The sequence below is a fragment of the Providencia rettgeri genome, assembly GCF_041075285.1.
GTDB classification, from domain to species: Bacteria; Pseudomonadota; Gammaproteobacteria; order Enterobacterales; family Enterobacteriaceae; genus Providencia; species Providencia rettgeri_G.
Window position 1 is genome coordinate 1,738,894 of record NZ_CP163512.1, and the last position, 19,113, is coordinate 1,758,006.

Below are 19,113 nucleotides of genomic sequence, written 5' to 3' on the forward strand. Positions count from 1 at the left end.
ATGGACGTTTCACTACACTTTCAGGATGCCTATCCAATCCACTTTCATACCCATGTAATTATTGACAGAGTGATTTACCCCAACTTGCCTATTGCATGGAATGCAAGTCCGATTATTACTGAGATTACAGCACCACAGGCTCACTTATATCCTTTTCTTGTCGACTTATGTCATCTAAACACTGAACAAATACCGATACTAGAAAAAATGATATTAGATTCAAAAAAAAGCGGTGGTGTAATGTTAATTAAAAGCCATTATGACCATGATACGCTCATCTATCTACTCGCTAATGCTTTAATCTACACGCCAAGCACAGGTGATAATTATTTACTACGTTATTATGACCATAATGTTATTCTACAATTAATAAGAATAATCCCGCATAATCAACTTTATAATAAAGTAAAATCTCTGGGAATAGAATTTTTTACATTCCATAGCCAATTTGGCCATATAACCTATACACTTGATTTTGAACAAACAACAAATAATAACAAAGTCGAGTTATTAACTCACCTTGCAAATATCGGTATAATAAATATAGCCATTAGAAAAATAAATAATGATATGGATATCGATACATATTTTAAAGTCAGCCAAACACTTGAAGATAAAATCAATATTGCACGCAATACATTTTCTCTAACGGATATTAATGATATCGTTTCTTTTATTACACAATGTATACTTATTCATGATATTTATTATCAATCACCTCTGATCATCAATATATTAAAAGAAACAAGTCAATATCCAGGTTGCTTCCATGAAAGTCTTTCTTTATTAAAAACTAACGACTGGAATAGCATTCTCACGTATTGTGAAAACACATATAATTAAGGAATATTATGTCTTGTAATTTTTGCGAAAGAAGAGGCGTGGCTATCCTCCCTGTCCGTTCAGCTATCAACAAAAAAAATTCGGGGGCACCAGAATTGCCACCTGAATTTTCGGTTAGTGTTAGTGCCCGTGGTGAGATTAAATATACTGCTCGTCTTCTTAGAAAAGGCTATCTTCACGTATTCGATGAAAACAGAGAGATATGGACTGATTATATAATTACGGAAGATGGCTATTACTGGAAAATAACATCGGATACACCCTCAATTATTCCTAAATTAGGTCAAAAACCTTGTGCTTCAAACCCAAATGAAGTTGCAAGGGCCTCATTTATCTCTTTACCGCTTGCATTAAACCCAAATGATAATGGCCGTTTTTGGTTTGCATGGTCACAATATGCATGGACCGATGCTGTTCGCGAAATGCATCACCAAACAGAAGTTCGTGAAAAAAACATGCAATGCTTTGATTTAAAACTGTGGTTGTCAGCGAAAAAAGCAGATCAGACTGTGCCATTAACTCAACTTCGCCAAGTTGTTGCTGAATATTGTGACACAAAAATCCCAGAATCTTCTTTTGAGTTTTATTCATCCCCATGGTTAATAAAAACAAAGTCGGATGGTGACTTTTTATTAAATACGGCCACAAATTTAGCCTGCTCACCACTAAAACCCGATTCATCTCGCGCAGCAATTATCCACCTTCAAGACCCTATCGCAATTTCAGAAGATTTATCTCAGTTAATGCTACAATCACACGATAACTTTCAAACCGTATGTAAAAACAATCCTAAATTAAGTGATTTTGAAAGAAAACTCGCTTCATTTTCAAACATGACCTTAGCAGAATATAACGTCAAGGAAAATAACAAACGCCAGCAATTCTTAGCCACTGAAGAGCTTGAAAACAAAGCCTATTTTGGTGATGGCGAAACATTTATCTGGCCAAGCATTGCAGAAAAGAATGCAAAAAAAATACGAGATTATACAAATGAAAATTACGAGTCGTGGGCTGATAATGAATGGGACCGCTATTTAGCTCATACGAATAAAAACAATATTGAACAATTCAAACACGATTTCGATACACAAAAAAAGGAATATGAATCTAACTACGAACACCCTCTTTTTGATATGTACCTCGCAACACTAAAACATTCTTTTTTTATAAATTACTTTATTTATAATTTTGACAAGAATAATAAAACAAGTGGAGGAAATTATATAGACACCTTAAGTTCTTGCTTAATTGGTAGCCAGCTCAGTTCTGAATGTGCAGATTATATTGAAACACAATTAAATGGTAATTTTCTTGATACAAAAAATATTTTTATGCGAGCCTATATTTTTAATCAAAATGATACGACGCAATTTTATAAAGAACATATCCCAAAATCCATTGATAATTTACAACTAAAATCATTACCATGGGGAAACTTATTCTCTTTCCACAGTGAAATTATAAGCAAGTTAGCCGACAATATTAACTTTCATGATAAACTTAATACATTAAATTATGTGTTAGCTGCCCCCATCATTCGAGTATTAAAAAATGCCTCGCTTTATAAAACTTCAAGCTTTCCCGTATTGCTTGCTATCAATGAAAATAGCCCATTGATTAGTATGTTAGAGAAAAACACACGAAATAAACTATCCAAAAAGCTGACGGAAGTAATTGTTCGTGAAACCTTTAATGGTCATGGAATGAAACCAATGGAAAAAAACAATGCTAGAAAGATTTTTAGCAACGCAATTGAAAGCCAGATAAAACAACAAGGTATTGCAGACACAGTACTCACAGAAATGGGAATAAAAAATGCTCATGGGGGAAACTTAACCGGAGATGGAGTACTGCGTAGCAATGTATTATTAACCGAAAATATGCACTTTGAATTTAAAGGAAAAACGCCTACTCAAATCTTAGAGATAGCCAAGGATATTACTAATAACATTACAACCTCTGAACAAGCTCATAATTTTTACTTAAAACAGAAATTGTCCGTCACTGCGGCCACTGGAGGGATTGCTTCTATTCTTTTTCAACTTGCTGCGATTGCCTCCATGGTAGAACAAGAAAGTGCCTGGTATGGCGGCATAAAAACTCACAGTGCACAACGGCTATCCGCAAGTTGGATTGGCGTTACAGGTGCGACTCTTGAATTTGCATTTGCCTCACTAAATGCAGGAGCTAAAGGGGCACTAACGGAGGTTCGCTGGTTTAGAGTACTTTCTAGAGCTGCTAAAGGTGTATCTATCGTGGGTATTGCTATACTTGCTTATTTAGACCTATTAGACGCAAATAAAGAAGAATTAAAAGGAAATATAATATTAACGAGATTATATTATTTTTCTAGTTTCCTAGGTTTTTTATTAATAGTTTGTATTCTAGGTAAAATTCCTGTTTTGGGAGTCATTATCTCACTTATCTATGTCGCAACTGCTTTTTATATTGAATACTATAAGCCAAATGATTTAATGATATGGATGAATAAATGCATGTATTTTGGCAAAAACAATGAAGGATTATTTACATTAGCTAAAGATGAAGATGAAGCCTTTGCTAAACTTTGGGATAATTAACTTAAATTGAGATGGAACATAAATGAAAAAAATTAAAGAAATATTGATTAATTTTCCCATTAATCGCTACTTAGATGCAAAAGATTTAGACAATCACTTACGCCAAGGCCAGCGACTTGACAATATTATACAGCAAGATTTAATGAGTGATTTATCACTCATTAAATTAAACTCAACCTTTTTAGAAGTCACGGATGCTCACTATAAAGATAGGGGTTTTTTTTCTTTTGCAATTTTATTTTTTATAACATTAGCAGTCTCTTTCACGGTTATAACAGCTTTTTCTCCGTTTGGACTCGATTGGTTTAAGATTTCAGTTTCAGCCTCATCTATATTATTTATGCTTTATTTTCTAAAAATTGAATGCTTTATTTATACCCACTACCCTATTCGCTTTAATCGCAAAAAGCAGCTTGTTCATCTTTTCCGTATCAATGGTAAAGTACAAACTATTCCATGGAAAAATATCTATTTTACGCTACGGCAAGAAAGACCCGATGGGCTCAGCCCGAAAACATGGTACCTGTGTGGCCATATCCTTGATGATGAAGGGCTGCGAGTAATTGATACATTCACCGTCAGCATGTGCTCACTCTATAAAGATGAAGTGTTGCGCTTTTGGGAGTTTGTTCGCCGGTATATGGAAGATAAGAAAGGGGTGAAAGAGGTTGCTGAGATTTCCCACTGGTTTTTACCCATCAACGAGCAAAAAGAGCCGTTAGGGCTTGGTTTTCGCATGCTCAATATGCGCGTGGGTCGCATTGGGTCGATTCTGCTTTTTCCGCTGCATATACTGCAAGCCCCTGCCCGCTGGTTCTCTTTTCAAACCAGTAAAATTCCCCAATGGACACCCGAGGTGGAAGCTGACTGCCAGATTGAGGACAATGACCCATATCAATTGGATTGCCACAGTGTTGATATGAAATGGCATTGGCGGTATTTACTTTTTTGGCGTTACGCGAAAAGCACTGCGGTAGCAAGTAAACGTTGGAAAAAATAACGCATCTCTCTTTAATATTTGGTATGCCTGTATAAAAACGCGAGGTGCTCAGCGGCTACATCTAATTTATATTTCGTTTCTGGCTCGCTAGGTATAGCGTTAATACTTTGCCTATTATTTTTGCGTCGAATTCCCATTGTAGGTTTTTTCATATCAATCCTTTACCTTGGTGTTACATTTTATATAGAAAACTATAAGCCAAATGATTTAATGTTATGGATAAATAAATGCATGTACTTTGGCAAAAATAATGAAGGGTTATTTGCATTAGCCAAAGATGAAGACGAAGCATTTGCCAAATTGTGGGAAAAATAAATTAACGTATTGAAATAGTTATGACAAAAATCCAAGAGAAGTTAATACAATTTACCATTGATCGCTTTTTAGATAGTGATGATTTGTGGAACCATGTACGCCAAGGCCAGCGACTTGACAATATTACACAACGAGACTTAATGAGTGATTTATCACTCATTAAGTTAAACTCAACCTTTTTAGAAGTCACGGATGCTCACTATAAAGATAGAGGATTCCTTTCTTTTGCAGTTCTATTATTTTCTGCATTATTATTATATTTTATAGTCGATATTATTTTTTTTTCATCACATATAAATTTGTTCGCTGTTACTATAGTGACTCTTACCCTGTTATTTACACTTTATTTTCTGAAAGTTGAATGCTTTATTTATACCCACTACCCTATTCGCTTTAATCGCAAAAAGCAACTTGTTCACCTTTTCCGTACCAATGGCAAGGTACAAACTATTCCATGGGAAAATATCTATTTTACGCTACGGCAAGAAAGACCCGATGGCCTCAGCATGAAAACGTGGTACCTGTGTGGCCATATCCTTGATGATGAAGGGCTGCGAGTAATTGATACATTCACCGTCAGCATGTGCTCACTCTATAAAGATGAAGTGTTGCGCTTTTGGGAGTTTGTTCGCCGGTATATGGAAGATAAGAAAGGGGTGAAAGAGGTCGCTGAGATTTCCCACTGGTTTTTACCCATCAACGAGCAAAAAGAGCCGTTAGGGCTTGGTTTTCGCATGCTCAATATGCGCGTAGGTCGCATTGGGTCGATTCTGCTTTTTCCGCTGCATATACTGCAAGCTCCTGCCCGCTGGTTCTCTTTTCAAACCAGTAAAATTCCCCAATGGACACCCGAGGTGGAAGCTGACTGCCAGATTGAGGACAATGACCCATATCAATTAGATTGCCACAGTGTCGATATGAAATGGCATTGGCGGTATTTACTTTTTTGGCGTTATGCAGAAAGCACTGCGGTAGCAAGTAAACGTTGGAAAAAATAACGCATCTCTCTTTAATATTTGGTATGCCTATATAAAAACGCGAGGTGCTCAGCGGCTACATCTAATTTAAATTTCGTTTCTGGCTCGCTAGGTATAGCATTAATACTTTGCCTATTATTTTTGCGTCGAATTCCCATTGTAGGTTTTTTCATATCAATCCTTTATCTTGGCATTACATTTTATATAGAAAACTATAAGCCAAATGATTTAATGATATGGATAAATAAATGCATGTACTTTGGCAAAAATAATGAAGGGTTATTTGCATTAGCCAAAGATGAAGACGAAGCATTTGCCAAATTGTGGGGAAAATAAATTAGGACATTAAACCTATCATGAAAAAAATTAAAGAAATATTAGTTCGCTTTCCGATTAATCGTTTTTTAGACAACGATGACTTGGGGAACCATTTACCACAAAGTCAACGAATTGATCGTATTTCACAACGAGACTTAGTGAGTGATTTATCAGTCATCAAATTAAACTCCACTTTTTTAGAAGTGACTGATGTTCACTATAAAGATAGGGTTTTTTTGACTTTTACTATTTTACTATTTTCTACTTTAATACTTTATTTTTTAGTCGATACACTTTTTTCTCCTTTTGAATTTAATTGGTTTCCAGTCACGATTTTCTCTCTGGGTTTGTTATTTATGCTTTATTTTTTAAAAATTGAATGCTTTATTTATACCCACTACCCTATTCGCTTTAATCGAAAAAAACAGCTTATTCACCTTTTTCGCACTAATGGCATGGTGCAAACTATCCCTTGGCAAGATATCTATTTTACGCTACGACAAGAAAGACCCGATGGGCTCAGCCCGAAAACATGGTACCTGTGTGGCCATATCCTTGATGATGAACGGTTGCGAGTGATTGATACATTTACCGTCAGCATGTGCTCACTCTATAAAGATGAAGTCTTGCGCTTTTGGGAGTTTGTTCGCCGGTATATGGAAGATAAGAAAGGGGTGAAAGAGGTCGCTGAGATTTCCCACTGGTTTTTACCCATCAACGAGCAAAAAGAGCCGTTAGGGCTTGGTTTTCGCATGCTCAATATGCGCGTGGGTCGCATTGGGTCGATTCTGCTTTTTCCGCTGCATATACTGCAAGCCCCTGCCCGCTGGTTCTCTTTTCAAACCAGTAAAATTCCCCAATGGACACCCGAGGTGGAAGCTGACTGCCAGATTGAGGACAATGACCCATATCAATTAGATTGCCACAGTGTCGATATAACATGGCATTGGCGGTATTTACTTTTTTGGCGTTACGCGAAAAGCGCTGCAGTCGCAAAAAATCGATGGAATCGATAGCCCCCTCAGCATACACACATAACCAAGAGAAAATATTTATGAAAGGAATTATTCGATTAGGTGACAAAACATCATCCAATGGTCGCGTTTTATCCGCCTCAAGCAGAATACATATACATGGGAAAGGTGTCGCACGAGTCGGCGATACCGCATCATGTCCCAAACATGGTACTAATCAAATCGCCGAAGGAAGTACCAAAGTTAATGACCAAGGACAGGCTATTGCTTTTCATGGACATCGGCTCTCATGTGGGTGTTTCTTGATTACTTCTCTACCGAATATTTCAGCTGGATAAAAAATGATGCGGCCAGATGCAACCTTACCCTCTGCTAAACGAATCCCAAACAAATTCAATTTATTTCACAATATAGTATTTTCTTTATCTGTTGGATTAATTTCATTTGTGATTTTATTTTATTTACCTATTTTAAAAAATAGCCATAGGTTAATTGCTATTACTTTTTTTTCTTTCATCATCTCTCTTAGCATTTTTTTATTCTGTTATTTACTATACATCCAAAAACTCAGTTATATCAACCAATGGAATTTAGAACGCGAGCAACTCATAAAAGAGAAAATAGATTTAAAAAAAAGAAAAATCACTGGAAATTTGATTTTCACAATGACAGCTCTGGGTGATTACGGAAATAGTCTCTTTGCGTTAACCAATAACTCTCTTTTAAAACAAATAGAAAAAGCAGACAAATCTATAACAAAAATTTCAAACATCCCCATATTAACCACACAGAATAATATGGAAAGATTCTCTGGTATTTTTGACCATTTTTTAATACGCAATAGCGCATCAATATCAAGGATAGCGTCAGAAAAGCAAAAAAGACTAGTAATTATAGATAACATCAATGAATCATATAAAGAAATTATAATTGAAAAGGTAAATAAAATTTTAAGTAAAAATATATCAGATCAAATTCAATTTTTACCTCCCAATAAATTAAATGCATTTATAAATAAACAAGCTAACCTTCAAGCTACCCCTTCTATTTTTTTATTAGGCATACAGATTAATACTGAAACAAGTTACTTTTCAGAAGCCATTATATTAATTGAGCTTTTATCTAACTCAAAAGAGCATGAACCCAAAATACATCAATCCCCCGAAAACAATCTAGATCTCTGTATCGAAAACGTTTTATCTTTCGGTGGAAATATACCTTATGCAATAGAGAATATTTGGTACTGTAATATAGATGAGTTTGAGATTACTCAAATATTAGATAAATTAACCACACTAGGAATATCCCCACCACCTAACTTAGTTAATGTTAACAAAATATTTGGAGATACTAATGAATTGTCAGATTTATTATTAATAAGCTTAGCATTAGAGCAAACCAAAAAAAATAATTTACCACAGTTAATTATAAATACAGAAAGCATGCATAACGCTAGAATTATTTCTAATAATCATCGTTAATTCATTCTTCATTTCAAACACAGAGAACATTAGAATGTTATTTTATGTCACTATCGCCCTTACACTTGTGTCTTTATTGTTCACTTGGTTTTGGAATGGCGCTTATGCTATAGAACCAAGTCAAAAAAACAACATTTCTTTATATATTATTTCATTATCTATAATATTTATTGGATTAATTAAATTAATAACAAAATTTAGAAATAAAATTATCAGTATTAAAATTAGAAAAGCTACTGATAATTTGAATGAAGAGCAATTTGAAAAAGATCTATCTAAAAGATACCAAACAGAACTTCCGTCATTGATAATAAAAGAATACCTCCACAACCAACATGGCCTTTTTTGGCGTAAAAAAGTCTCTATCCAACTGCTTATCGGCTCCCCCACTGCCATTGACAAACTGGCACCACGGTTATCTCAAGAAATCTGGCAGGAAAACAATGGCACCGTGTTGATTTATGGTGGTGATGTCACCGCCGCAGTGAGTGAAGACAACGCCTTGATGCTCAAACAATTACGCCGTCGTCGGCCTGTAGATGCGCTGATTTGGGTGACCGAAAGCACCGTCACTAACCAATTGATGCACAGTACGCTCACCTTTAATCACCTCAATGCCCCCACCGCCGATATGGCCAGCCGCTTTATCTATGGGCTGTTTAAAGCGCTAAAATGGCAAGCCCCTGTTTGGGTGTGGAATGTCAGTGATAATCCCGAGCTTTGCGCTGCGGATGCTCCTGCGGTGTTGTGTTTAACCGAACCTCACGCCCAACCTGAGCAACTCACCCCTGCGCTACGTGAGCTGGTTCCTGCACTCTCTCGGCACGGCAGCCAAGCCCTGTTTCTCAATCGTTCGTACACTTATTGGCTAATTTTAGCGCAGTTTTTACGTGATAACGGCAGCGAAGCGTTAGCCGTAAGATTAGCCCCTCTAACCTCTGGCATCCGCGGATTGCCCTTTGCAGGGCTGGCGTTTAGCACCCCAGTAACCCAAACCAGTAATACCCTATTACCCCACACATGGTTAGAAGATAACCGCTGGAAAAGCCTGCTTACCGCCCAAGCCGACATTGCGCCAGCGCTGCAACCGTCACCCCTTGGCATCAACCCGCAACGCGTGATGCAATATGCCGTTGCCACCGCCATGACCTTGTGGGGAGTGGGGTTGGTGGTATCCTATTTTGCCAATCGCCAATTGATTAATGACAGCCAGCAACTGGCGTTTGCCGCCGTTGATAGCCAACGCAATGGGACCGAACGCCTTAATGCCCAGTTCGCTTTCCAACAAATGTTAGGGAAAATCGACCACCACGCCGCCACCTTTATCCCCGTTTGGCAGCGCTTTGGCTTAAACCAACATGATGCCCTACTCGCCCAGTTATGGCCCACTTACACCCAGACTATGTTGCCCCTGTTGCGCGACAACATGCGCCAGCAATTGGAAGCCAAATTGCAACAGTATGCCGAGCTTCCCCCTGATAGCCCGGCCCGTGCCGAAGCCACCCCCGCCACCTACGCTCTGTTAAAAGCCTATTTAATGATGAGCACCCCCGAGCGTATGGAGCCCAAATTTTTCACTCGAACCGTGTTAGACAACCTTACCGCCATTGAGGGGGTCAATAGCGGTGAGTGGCAGACATTAGGCCGTGAAGGGTTGTCGTTTTATGCCACCCAATTGCCGCAACACGCCGAGTGGGCCATCAACACAAATCGCTCGCTGGTTAGCAGCAGCCGTAATTTATTGGTACGCCAAATTGGTCAGCGCAATGGCGAGTCCGCTCTGTATCAAAAAATCCTTCTGCAAGCCAAAAATAGTTATGCGGACATGACACTCGATGACATGACCGGAGACACCGATGCCCATTTCTTGTTCACCACGGATGAATTTATCCCCGGAGTGTTTACCCGCCGTGCGTGGGAAACCACCATTGAGCCCGCCATTAACCGCGCCGCGGACACGCGCCGCGAGGAGATTGACTGGGTGTTGAGCGATAACCAACAGCCCGTCGACCGTGATATGTCCCCTGAGCAACTCAAACTGCGCCTCACCGAGCGCTATTTCGCCGATTTTGCAGGCAGTTGGCTAAACTTTATGAACAGTTTGCAATGGCGTCACACCGAAAACTTGTCCGATGCCATCGACCAGTTAACCCTAATGGGGGACGTGCGCCAATCGCCGATGATCGCCTTGATGAATACCCTCGCTTACCAAGGCAAAACGGGACGTCAGCAAGAGAAACTCACCGATTCGTTTATCAACTCCACCAAGGAATTGCTCAATAAAGATAAAACGCCGGTCATTAGCCAAAAAACCGAGTTTAGCGGCCCCTTAGAAGCCACCTTTGGACCCGTATTAAACTTGACCGATCCGCAAGCCAGTAATAATAGCGATAACCTCAGTTTGCAAGCCTACCTCACCCGCGTGACTCGTGTGCGATTAAAGCTGCAACAAATCGCCAACGCCCCAGATCCGCAGGCCATGTCCCAAGCCCTTGCCCAGAGTATTTTCGCCGGTAAAACCGTCGATTTATCTGAAACCCGGGATTACGGCAGCCTGATCGCCGCCAGCCTTGGGCAAGAGTGGAGCGGCTTTGGTGAAACCCTGTTAGTCCAACCGATGACCCAAGCGTGGGAGCAGTTGCTGGCCCCCACAGCTGAGGGGATCAACGCCGAATGGCAAAATGCCATCGTCAACGAATGGAACACCGCATTTGGTGGTCGTTACCCCCTAAAAAACACCCAGAGCGAGGTGTCACTGCCGTTGATGGCGCAATATTTACGCCCAGATGACGGTCGCATTCAACGCTTTTTAGAAACGCGCCTTCAAGGAGTATTACGCAAAGAAGGTAACCACTGGGTGACCAACAGCACCACCGCACAAGGGCTGCGTTTTAACCCTGCGTTCCTCAAGGCGTTAGACACCTTGAGTTATTTGGGGGATGTGGCCTTCGCCAATGGGGAAGCGCGCCTGTACTTTGAAATTCGCCCATCCACCAGCCGCGATGTGATGCAAACAGTTCTGGTGATTGATAAACAAACCCTGACCTATGACAACCAGTTCCCTGAATGGCAGCGGTTTGTCTGGCCGGGGGACACCATCGCATCGGGTGCATCCCTGCGCTGGATGAGCAATACGTCCGGCACGCGTTTACTGGCAGATCACCGTGGGGTGTGGGGCGTGATCCGCCTATTGGAAAGTGCCCAAGTCACCCCTTACGCTGGCACTACCAGCAGTTACACCCTGTCGTGGCAAACCAAAAACGGCAATACCCTGCCCTTTATGTTGCGTACCGAGATGGGGGAAGGCCCCCTCGCGCTGTTAAAACTGCGCGATTTTGTGTTACCGGAAAAAATCTTTTTGGATTAGTTAGGAATATACCATGCCACTACTCACTTCGTTACGTGCGACCTGCTTTGCTGATGATCTTGAAAAAGCTAAACAGCTTGAGCAACAACAAATCGCACTTTGGGAACGCTGGTTGTTACCAATCAGCCCTGATGCCCCGGTTGGGGAAGATCCCGGCTACAATGACGACTTTGAAATTATGCGTGAGGAGGTGAATAAACTTTCTGGCGCAGATACAGAACTGATTTGTACCCTAGCTGAGAAGCTGTTGACTACCGTCTGTAAAGACCTACGCGTCGTGACTTACTATGTTTGGGCTCGCTTGCACAAAGAAGGTGAATCCGGTTTTGCAGATGCATTAGGCCTGATGGCTGGGCTAGTTTCGCGCTATCAAGATACCTTGCTTCCTGCACGGCCTAATAGCCGTAAATCGGCAATTGAATGGCTAGCAGGGCAACGCGTTCTGGATAGCTTATCCCTTTACCCTGAAGTCGACCAACAAGAATTCACGCGTATTATCGCCTTGTTAAGTGCATTAGTTAACGCGTTTTCCACATGGGATGAAGCTAATCGACCACAATTGGCTTCATTATTAAAAGCATTGGAAAAACGACTCGCTCAATCAGGGGGGGCGAACAGTGTGGTACCACAAAATATTCGTAGCTCAGATGCCTCACGCAGTCCCCATACTACGACAGTCAACGCATCGAGTAGTGCTTTAGCCCCTGTGCAATCAGGGCGTGAATTGCTCGACCAGTCAAAAGTATTGGCAGCTTACCTACGGGGTCAACCGAATGGCTGGCTATCCGGGCATCGGCTGATGAAAGCGGTTCGCTGGGATACGTTACATCAGGCCCCACCACAAAATCAGCAAGGATGTACCCGTTTAGCTCCACCGCGTTCCGATGCCAGAGCCCAATTAAAACGCCTGTACCTACAACAAAACTGGATTGAATTAGCAGAGCAAGCTGACCGCTTATTTAGCGAAGGAGTTAACCATTTTTGGTTAGATTTGCAATGGTACCTTTACCAAGCTTTGAGCAAATCCCCCGCTCCTTGGGATAGCTGGGCAGATGTGATTGTTGCAGACCTCAAACTCTTTTTAACACGTTTACCTGGGTTAGAAACCCTTGCGTGGGAGGATGGTACCCCGTTTGCAGATGACGTCACCCTCAATTGGATTAAACAGCAGGTGTTTGAAGAAAACATTCACTCATTGCATACCATGCCCGCTGAACATACGCCACAAGCTGACCAAGAGTCTATTTTAGCCCTTGAACAAGAAGCCTTGACCCAAGCCGATAACCAAGGCATTGAAAAAGCCATAGGGTGGCTGATGAACCGCTCAGATATTCGCACACCTCGGCAAAAATGGTTATTACAATTAGTGATGGCCCGAGTGGCAGAGCAATTTTCCCGCCATGACCTTGCACTTAATGTATTGCAGGAGCTTGACCAACAAGCTGAGCATATGCCATTAGCCAACTGGGAACCGCAATATATTTTTGAGATCAAAGCTCGCCAATTGCAGCTATTACGCAGCAAAACCCAACGAAATAACGCTGATAAACTGGCCTTGAACCAGCAAATGAGTCAATTATTAGCCGAACTGACTCGCCTTGATCCAGTTCGCGCGCTGGTTTTGTATCCCTAATAAATAAGAGATTGAAAAATGGATGATTTGACCCTGCGTTATTACGATGCAGAAATGCGCTACCTACGTGAAGCCGCCAAAGAGTTTGCGCAAGCACACCCAGACAGAGCGGCAATGCTCGATTTAGACAAAGTGGGCACCCCTGACCCGTTTGTTGAAAGGTTGTTTGAAGGCTTTGCCTTCTCTATGGGGCAACTGCGCCAAAAAATTGATGATGACCTGCCAGAGCTTACCGAAGGGCTAGTAAGCTTATTATGGCCCCATTATCTTAAAACAGTTCCTTCACTCTCCATTGTTGAACTTGCTCCAAGTATTGATAACATCAAAATAAACAGTCACGTCCCTGCACATTTTGAAGTACTTTCACGCCCTATTGGTCCACAAAGAACTGTATGCCGCTATCGCACAACAAGAGAACTAAAATTAACCCCGATCAACCTAACCAATGTTAGTTTAGGTACTGAGCCAAACGGTCTTTCAGTGATCCATCTGAAATTTAAGTGCAGCGAATTGGTTGATTGGCGTCAAATAGATCTAAGTGCACTCTCATTTTACCTTGCTGGTGATATTCCTACTGCTTATGCCCTGCATCTTGCATTTACCAAGCAAATTAGTGCTACTTACTTAAAACTTCCTCAAACAACTAACCGCATCTCCTTGCCATTATGGTTTTCGCCAGGGGGGTTTGCACAAGACGACCACTTATGGCCAAAAGGCGGAACCACCTTTAGCGGTTATCAGCTGTTGTTGGAATATTTTACCTTTCGCCAAAAATTTTTATTTGTGGATTTACATGGCCTTGGCGAGGTGAAATTTCCGGCAGGCACCACTGAGTTCGAGTTGGATATTGTGCTGGATTCGAAATGGGACAATGATTTAACTTTAACCACTGACAATATCAAAATGCACTGCGTCCCAGTGATTAATCTGTTTAATATTGAAGCAGATCCTTTAACGGTCAATGGGTTAGAAAACGAATACCTTTTACAGCCTAAACGATTACAGGACGGTTATACCGAAATCTATTCTGTTGATACTGTACAGGGTATTCTCAGTAATAAAGTCGTTCATTATGTGCCTTTTACTAGTTTCCGTCACCGTGGTGGCATGCTACGCCACAGCGCTCCTACGCATTATTTTCACACCCGTGTGAAACGCGGCGTCACAGGACTGCACAACACATGGCTAATTTTAGGAGGGGAAGATAACGATGTAGAAAAGCTGCATGAAAACCAAACCCTTTCCCTACAAATAACTGGCACTAATGGCCAGTTACCGCGCAAATCATTACAAAGTACATTGTTAGATAGAACCGAAGAAACTATGCAAGTACCCCTTCGGGTGCGTAACCTCTGCAAACCTACATTACCTTGCTATCCGCCTGTTGAAGACCGTTTCCACTGGCGCGTACTCAGCCATCTTGGGGCAAGCTTCTTAAATATGATGGATAACGCAGAAGTGCTACGCGGCACCCTTGCCCTATATGATTGGAGTGATGATGATATGAATAAGCGCCAATTAGACGCTATTGTTCAGGTTGAACATCAGCTTATTGAGCGCTTCGAAAAAGGTTTTTTACAACGTGGAATCGCCATCAATATTACCCTTGATAGCAACGGGTTCAATGGTGAAGGTGATATTCACTTATTTGGTGAATTACTCAATCGGTTTTTTGAATTGTATACTGATGTACATTTATTTAACCAACTGACTCTCCACATTTTACCGACAGGACAACGCTTACAATGGACAGAAAACCAAGCGCCTCAGCAACTGCGGTAATCGAGGCATTAGGCGAAAAGCTACCCGCCATCAATTTTTACCGTTTTTGCCAATTAGTTGCACCTTCTTCGTTAGGCAGTACGCAAGATCCGAAAACTGACCCTGTGCGCTTTCGCCCGCACCGTGGTATGGGTTTCCCCGTTACGGAAATTAAGGGGGTTGACAAGGACGATAGCTATCGAAATAGCAACACCCCCAGTATTCGCACCACATTTTTAGGCTTGTATGGCGTGACCTCACCATTGCCAACTGCCTATTTGGATGATATCGCCCAACATCGTGATGGTACCCAAGCACTCACTGATTTTTTAGATATTTTTAACCATCGCCTTACCACACAGTTTTATCGTATTTGGCGCAAATACTCCTACCCTGCAACCTATGAAGCTGGCGGAAAAGATGAAACTTCACAATATCTATACGGGTTGATTGGGCTGGGGATCCCCGGTTGCGCCGAACACGTGCAAACGCCATTATCTCGCTTTTTAGCCTTATTAGGTACGATGCGTTTACCCAATCGTACTGCTGAAGGTGTGATTTCGTTGGTTCAATTGCTCGCGCCGCATACACAAGTGCAAATCAAGCCTCACGACCCTCGTAGGATTGAGTTAGCCTCAAGCACCTCGCTTTGTTGCCGGCAACCGATTTCATTACGTAATAAACCCGTGTTAGGTCAATATGCTTTTGATGTTAATAGCCAAATACTGATCCACCTATATACCCAAGATCTTGACGAAGCGCGAAATTGGTTACCAGATGGCAATTTGCACCAAGATCTGATGGCATTACTGCATGTCTACCTTGGCGCACGTGTAAATGCACGGTTGAGTTTGACGTTGCCCCGGCACTTATTGCCTGATGCGAAATTAAATACCGAGCCACAGCATGGTGCCCAATTGGGGCGTACCGCCGTCATGAAAAAACACGCATCAAACCAAAGTACCGCACCCGATATTACCATCGGTTTAGGCATTTATCAGCGCCTACAACCGTGCAGTTCAAACCAACAGCATCATGAATACGCCAATTATCGATTTCAACAATAAGAGTAATGTAATGAAAAATAATCTTTTTTTAAACTCTACCGCTATTTCGCTTTTATTAGCTACAGCCTTAGGTTTAACAGGATGTGGGTTAACCCAAATGGTCAGTGATGGCACAAGTAACGTTGCAAAATCTATTTTTTATAAGCAAATCAAAGTCGTTCATTTAGATTTTGTGGCGCGTGATGCGTTGAATACAGATGACAATGGAACCCCGTTATCCACGGTTATCCGTATTTACCAATTAAAAAATGCCGATAGCTTTAATAACAGTGACTATGAAACGTTGTTTGATAAAGACAGCGAAGTTTTAAAAGGCGTGCTTGTAGCACAAAAAGACATCCGTATTCGTCCCGGTGAGTCCATCGCTGTCAATATGCCTATGGAAGAAGGTGCCGAATTCGTTGCCATCGCAGCCATGTTTAATAACCCAGATAAGATAACCGATGACTGGCGAGTGGTGATCCCGAAAAAACATCTACTACCTGATGACCCACGCAGATTAGTACTTACTGAGCAAAGTATGACCTTAAACCCATTGGGAGATTATAAACTATGAGCCAGCCGTCGCTATATGAAATGCTGACGGGATATTTTTCGGGTGGGCTACCCATTGATACAGTGGATGCCAATGAACAAGTTATTATTTCTGTCATGGAAAATATTCGGCGCATTTTAAATTCACGAGCCGGCAGTATCAAGCATTTACCCGATTATGGCTTGCCCGATATGAGTAAGATGATCCAAGGCCTCCCTGGTACTGCGCATAATATTATGGAGGTTTTATCCACCACGTTACTTAAGTATGAACCGCGTATTAAAACGCTTTCACTCGTACTATTGCCACAAGAAACCTTTGGTTCATTGCGTTATACCCTGAATGTAGAACTGCATCAGCAGGGGCTGATACGTTATGGCACTGAGTTTGTTCCTGACGGCCGTATTGTACTTCATCACTTAAAAAAACAATTTAGCCAAATTTAATTTTATTGAAGACAAATTTTTGGGGTGAATATGAATTCTGATTTAACAACCATAAATGTGGGGGGAGACCCGCGAACATTAAGCGATTTTTCCGCCTTAAAAGACGAACTAAACAAACGTTTCCACCCTGCTCGGCCAGATATTGATTGGGCAAGAGCTCATGGATTATGCCTTTCGTTATTTAGCCAAAACGGTGCCGACCTACAAACCGCCTCATGGTTTACACTAATCCGTCAGCACCAAATAGGCATGGCGGGACTCAGTGAGGGGTTAGTGTTATTACAACGATTACTAGCTCAACACTGGCAGACCTTATGGCCGCTACAAACCCATGCACGCGTCGAAATTTTATCGGTTTTAAGCCAACAGTTAATTACTGGGTTACGGGGAAATTCCCCTGTTTACACCGATTTACCCGCGTTATACCAAGCAGAAGCCGCCTTAAGTAAGATTGAGCAACAGTTGCAAACATTAGAGTTAAAGCATCTTACTCAACTCGATAGGCTACACGATTTACTCACCAACCAAGCTCGCAATTTAGAGAGTACCGATGCTCCCGAAAGCGGCTTTATGCCGTCCACGCCGTTACATATCCCAAAAACAGCGCCTTCAACATTCCACGCACGTACCGCAGCAGCGCCCATTGCGATAAAAGCAAATGCGACCTTATCACCAAAGGTTGAACCTACGGGTAAATCGAAGCCCCTCTCATTTCGCCGTGGTGTTGGTATCGGTTTTCTTGCCGGTATACTAATAACGGGTATTTCATCCTCTGCTATTTTTTACTCCTTTTCGCCATGGGATGGCTCACACGAAATGACGAAAATTTTCCCCCACTATGCCGAATTTACCCCCGAGATTGCCACATTGTTGGATCAACAACTGCAACCAAGTTCCGCCCAGTCCACTGAGGTTTCTAACGAAAAACTCAGTGTACTTGATAACTATCTGGTGGAGTTAGGGGCACTTTCCCCTATTTGGGCGCAGCAGTACGGCTTAAATATGGTAAATTACTTAGCGGATCAATATAGTGGGCAAGCCAATGTCAGCTCTTTCAATGACAAATGGCAACAGACGATTCAGACTAACGCTTTGTCCCAAAATCAATTAAATCAATGGGCTCAAGGAATGGATCAACTCAATAAGTTGAGTGTTCGCCTCGATAGCTTAGACGGTAAACCACGCAGCTACATTACGGGCTCTGAGCTCAAAACAATTATTTTTAACGCAAGGCAGTATTTTAACCAAGGTATACCTTTAGAAGAGGAGTTACGGCGTTTAGAGGCGTTACAAGCTCAAGGTACTGTGGCAGAGTCTGAGTATCAACGTATTGATAATCATTTCAAACAATTACTTAATCGCTACGCGCTTTTGCGCCACCCGCAAGAGGGGCAAACAAAGTAAGTTTTGCTTAGATATCTCTCGGGCTTTTATTTTATTAAAAGCCCAATTGTTTTTAACAATAAGGCAACTGTTTAGCTTTAGGATAACCTTGCTCTTGCAGCCAACTCTAACCCGCTTCAATCGTTGAGGTTTGAACGATTAAAGACAAACAACAAACCAATTCCTCCCGCCAATTATCAAACCGCCTAAAAATCCACCGATATAAATGCAAACGCTATTAAAACACTCCCGAAAGCAATACACCGTAGTACCACTAACCCATTTAAATACCAATATATTTTACCAAGACAGTTTTTTCCCTCTTTCAAGCATCGTTTAAACAACGTTTTTGTTCTTTGCTTTCTAAGCCTTTTAGCTCGGGCAGGCTATCTGCCGTCTAATAGGCCATCTGCACATCTTTCATAATATAACGT

General features: G+C 41.4%; 14 protein-coding genes. All 14 read left to right on the forward strand.

From position 1 onward, the window contains the following. Window positions 1-843 carry a hypothetical protein gene (locus tag AB6N04_RS07865; protein ID WP_369311332.1) on the forward strand — a complete coding sequence of 281 codons (843 nt, stop codon included), beginning with the start codon at window positions 1-3 and terminating at the stop codon, window positions 841-843. An 8-nt stretch (window positions 844-851) separates the two neighbouring features. Beyond that, window positions 852-3,422 carry a T6SS effector BTH_I2691 family protein gene (locus tag AB6N04_RS07870; protein WP_369311333.1) on the forward strand — a complete coding sequence of 857 codons (2,571 nt, stop codon included), beginning with the start codon at window positions 852-854 and terminating at the stop codon, window positions 3,420-3,422. A gap of 22 nt (window positions 3,423-3,444) precedes the next feature. Continuing rightward, window positions 3,445-4,422: a DUF6708 domain-containing protein gene (locus AB6N04_RS07875; protein ID WP_369311334.1), complete on the forward strand. Its 978-nt coding sequence runs from the start codon at window positions 3,445-3,447 to the stop codon at window positions 4,420-4,422. Window positions 4,423-4,757: 335 nt separating this feature from the next. Further along, window positions 4,758-5,735: a DUF6708 domain-containing protein gene (locus AB6N04_RS07880; RefSeq protein WP_369311335.1), complete on the forward strand. Its 978-nt coding sequence runs from the start codon at window positions 4,758-4,760 to the stop codon at window positions 5,733-5,735. A gap of 335 nt (window positions 5,736-6,070) precedes the next feature. Beyond that, complete coding sequence (locus AB6N04_RS07885; protein ID WP_369311336.1) at window positions 6,071-7,048, forward strand: DUF6708 domain-containing protein; 978 nt, start codon at window positions 6,071-6,073, stop codon at window positions 7,046-7,048. A 38-nt stretch (window positions 7,049-7,086) separates the two neighbouring features. Next, complete coding sequence (locus AB6N04_RS07890; protein WP_369311337.1) at window positions 7,087-7,344, forward strand: PAAR domain-containing protein; 258 nt, start codon at window positions 7,087-7,089, stop codon at window positions 7,342-7,344. Between the two features lie 3 nt (window positions 7,345-7,347). Beyond that, window positions 7,348-8,487 (forward strand): hypothetical protein, encoded by a 1,140-nt coding sequence (locus tag AB6N04_RS07895; RefSeq protein ID WP_369311338.1) that lies wholly within the window; start codon window positions 7,348-7,350, stop codon window positions 8,485-8,487. 244 nt (window positions 8,488-8,731) lie between these two features. Continuing rightward, entirely contained in the window at window positions 8,732-11,854 is a 3,123-nt protein-coding gene (locus tag AB6N04_RS07900; protein WP_369311339.1) for an ImcF-related family protein, read from the forward strand. Window positions 11,855-11,867: 13 nt separating this feature from the next. Further along, the gene (tssA, locus tag AB6N04_RS07905) at window positions 11,868-13,487 is read left to right on the forward strand and encodes a type VI secretion system protein TssA (protein WP_369311340.1); all 1,620 of its coding nucleotides are present in this window, start codon (window positions 11,868-11,870) and stop codon (window positions 13,485-13,487) included. 18 nt (window positions 13,488-13,505) lie between these two features. After that, window positions 13,506-15,269 (forward strand): type VI secretion system baseplate subunit TssF, encoded by a 1,764-nt coding sequence (gene tssF, locus AB6N04_RS07910; protein ID WP_369311341.1) that lies wholly within the window; start codon window positions 13,506-13,508, stop codon window positions 15,267-15,269. Beyond that, window positions 15,233-16,315: a type VI secretion system baseplate subunit TssG gene (gene tssG / locus AB6N04_RS07915; protein ID WP_369311342.1), complete on the forward strand. Its 1,083-nt coding sequence runs from the start codon at window positions 15,233-15,235 to the stop codon at window positions 16,313-16,315. The genes tssF and tssG overlap by 37 nt, the downstream gene beginning before the upstream one ends. A gap of 10 nt (window positions 16,316-16,325) precedes the next feature. After that, entirely contained in the window at window positions 16,326-16,871 is a 546-nt protein-coding gene (gene tssJ, locus AB6N04_RS07920) for a type VI secretion system lipoprotein TssJ (protein WP_369311343.1), read from the forward strand. Beyond that, window positions 16,868-17,296, forward strand: a complete 429-nt coding sequence (gene tssE / locus AB6N04_RS07925) for a type VI secretion system baseplate subunit TssE (protein WP_369311344.1) — start codon at window positions 16,868-16,870, stop codon at window positions 17,294-17,296. Before tssJ ends, tssE begins: the two co-directional genes overlap by 4 nt. Window positions 17,297-17,326: 30 nt before the next feature. Then, entirely contained in the window at window positions 17,327-18,700 is a 1,374-nt protein-coding gene (locus AB6N04_RS07930) for a VasL domain-containing protein (RefSeq protein WP_369311345.1), read from the forward strand. Window positions 18,701-19,113 lie beyond the last annotated feature (413 nt).

What these genes read in the sequence shown, in the direction of transcription:
- AB6N04_RS07930 (WP_369311345.1), top strand. Translation starts at nt 17,327, where the DNA reads ATGAATTCTGATTTAACAACCATAAATGTGGGGGGAGACCCGCGAACA.
- tssJ (WP_369311343.1), top strand. Translation starts at nt 16,326, where the DNA reads ATGAAAAATAATCTTTTTTTAAACTCTACCGCTATTTCGCTTTTATTA.
- tssG (WP_369311342.1), top strand. Translation starts at nt 15,233, where the DNA reads ATGGACAGAAAACCAAGCGCCTCAGCAACTGCGGTAATCGAGGCATTA.
- tssA (WP_369311340.1), top strand. Translation starts at nt 11,868, where the DNA reads ATGCCACTACTCACTTCGTTACGTGCGACCTGCTTTGCTGATGATCTT.
- AB6N04_RS07865 (WP_369311332.1), top strand. Translation starts at nt 1, where the DNA reads ATGGACGTTTCACTACACTTTCAGGATGCCTATCCAATCCACTTTCAT.
- tssE (WP_369311344.1), top strand. Translation starts at nt 16,868, where the DNA reads ATGAGCCAGCCGTCGCTATATGAAATGCTGACGGGATATTTTTCGGGT.
- AB6N04_RS07880 (WP_369311335.1), top strand. Translation starts at nt 4,758, where the DNA reads ATGACAAAAATCCAAGAGAAGTTAATACAATTTACCATTGATCGCTTT.
- AB6N04_RS07885 (WP_369311336.1), top strand. Translation starts at nt 6,071, where the DNA reads ATGAAAAAAATTAAAGAAATATTAGTTCGCTTTCCGATTAATCGTTTT.
- tssF (WP_369311341.1), top strand. Translation starts at nt 13,506, where the DNA reads ATGGATGATTTGACCCTGCGTTATTACGATGCAGAAATGCGCTACCTA.
- AB6N04_RS07870 (WP_369311333.1), top strand. Translation starts at nt 852, where the DNA reads ATGTCTTGTAATTTTTGCGAAAGAAGAGGCGTGGCTATCCTCCCTGTC.
- AB6N04_RS07890 (WP_369311337.1), top strand. Translation starts at nt 7,087, where the DNA reads ATGAAAGGAATTATTCGATTAGGTGACAAAACATCATCCAATGGTCGC.
- AB6N04_RS07895 (WP_369311338.1), top strand. Translation starts at nt 7,348, where the DNA reads ATGATGCGGCCAGATGCAACCTTACCCTCTGCTAAACGAATCCCAAAC.
- AB6N04_RS07875 (WP_369311334.1), top strand. Translation starts at nt 3,445, where the DNA reads ATGAAAAAAATTAAAGAAATATTGATTAATTTTCCCATTAATCGCTAC.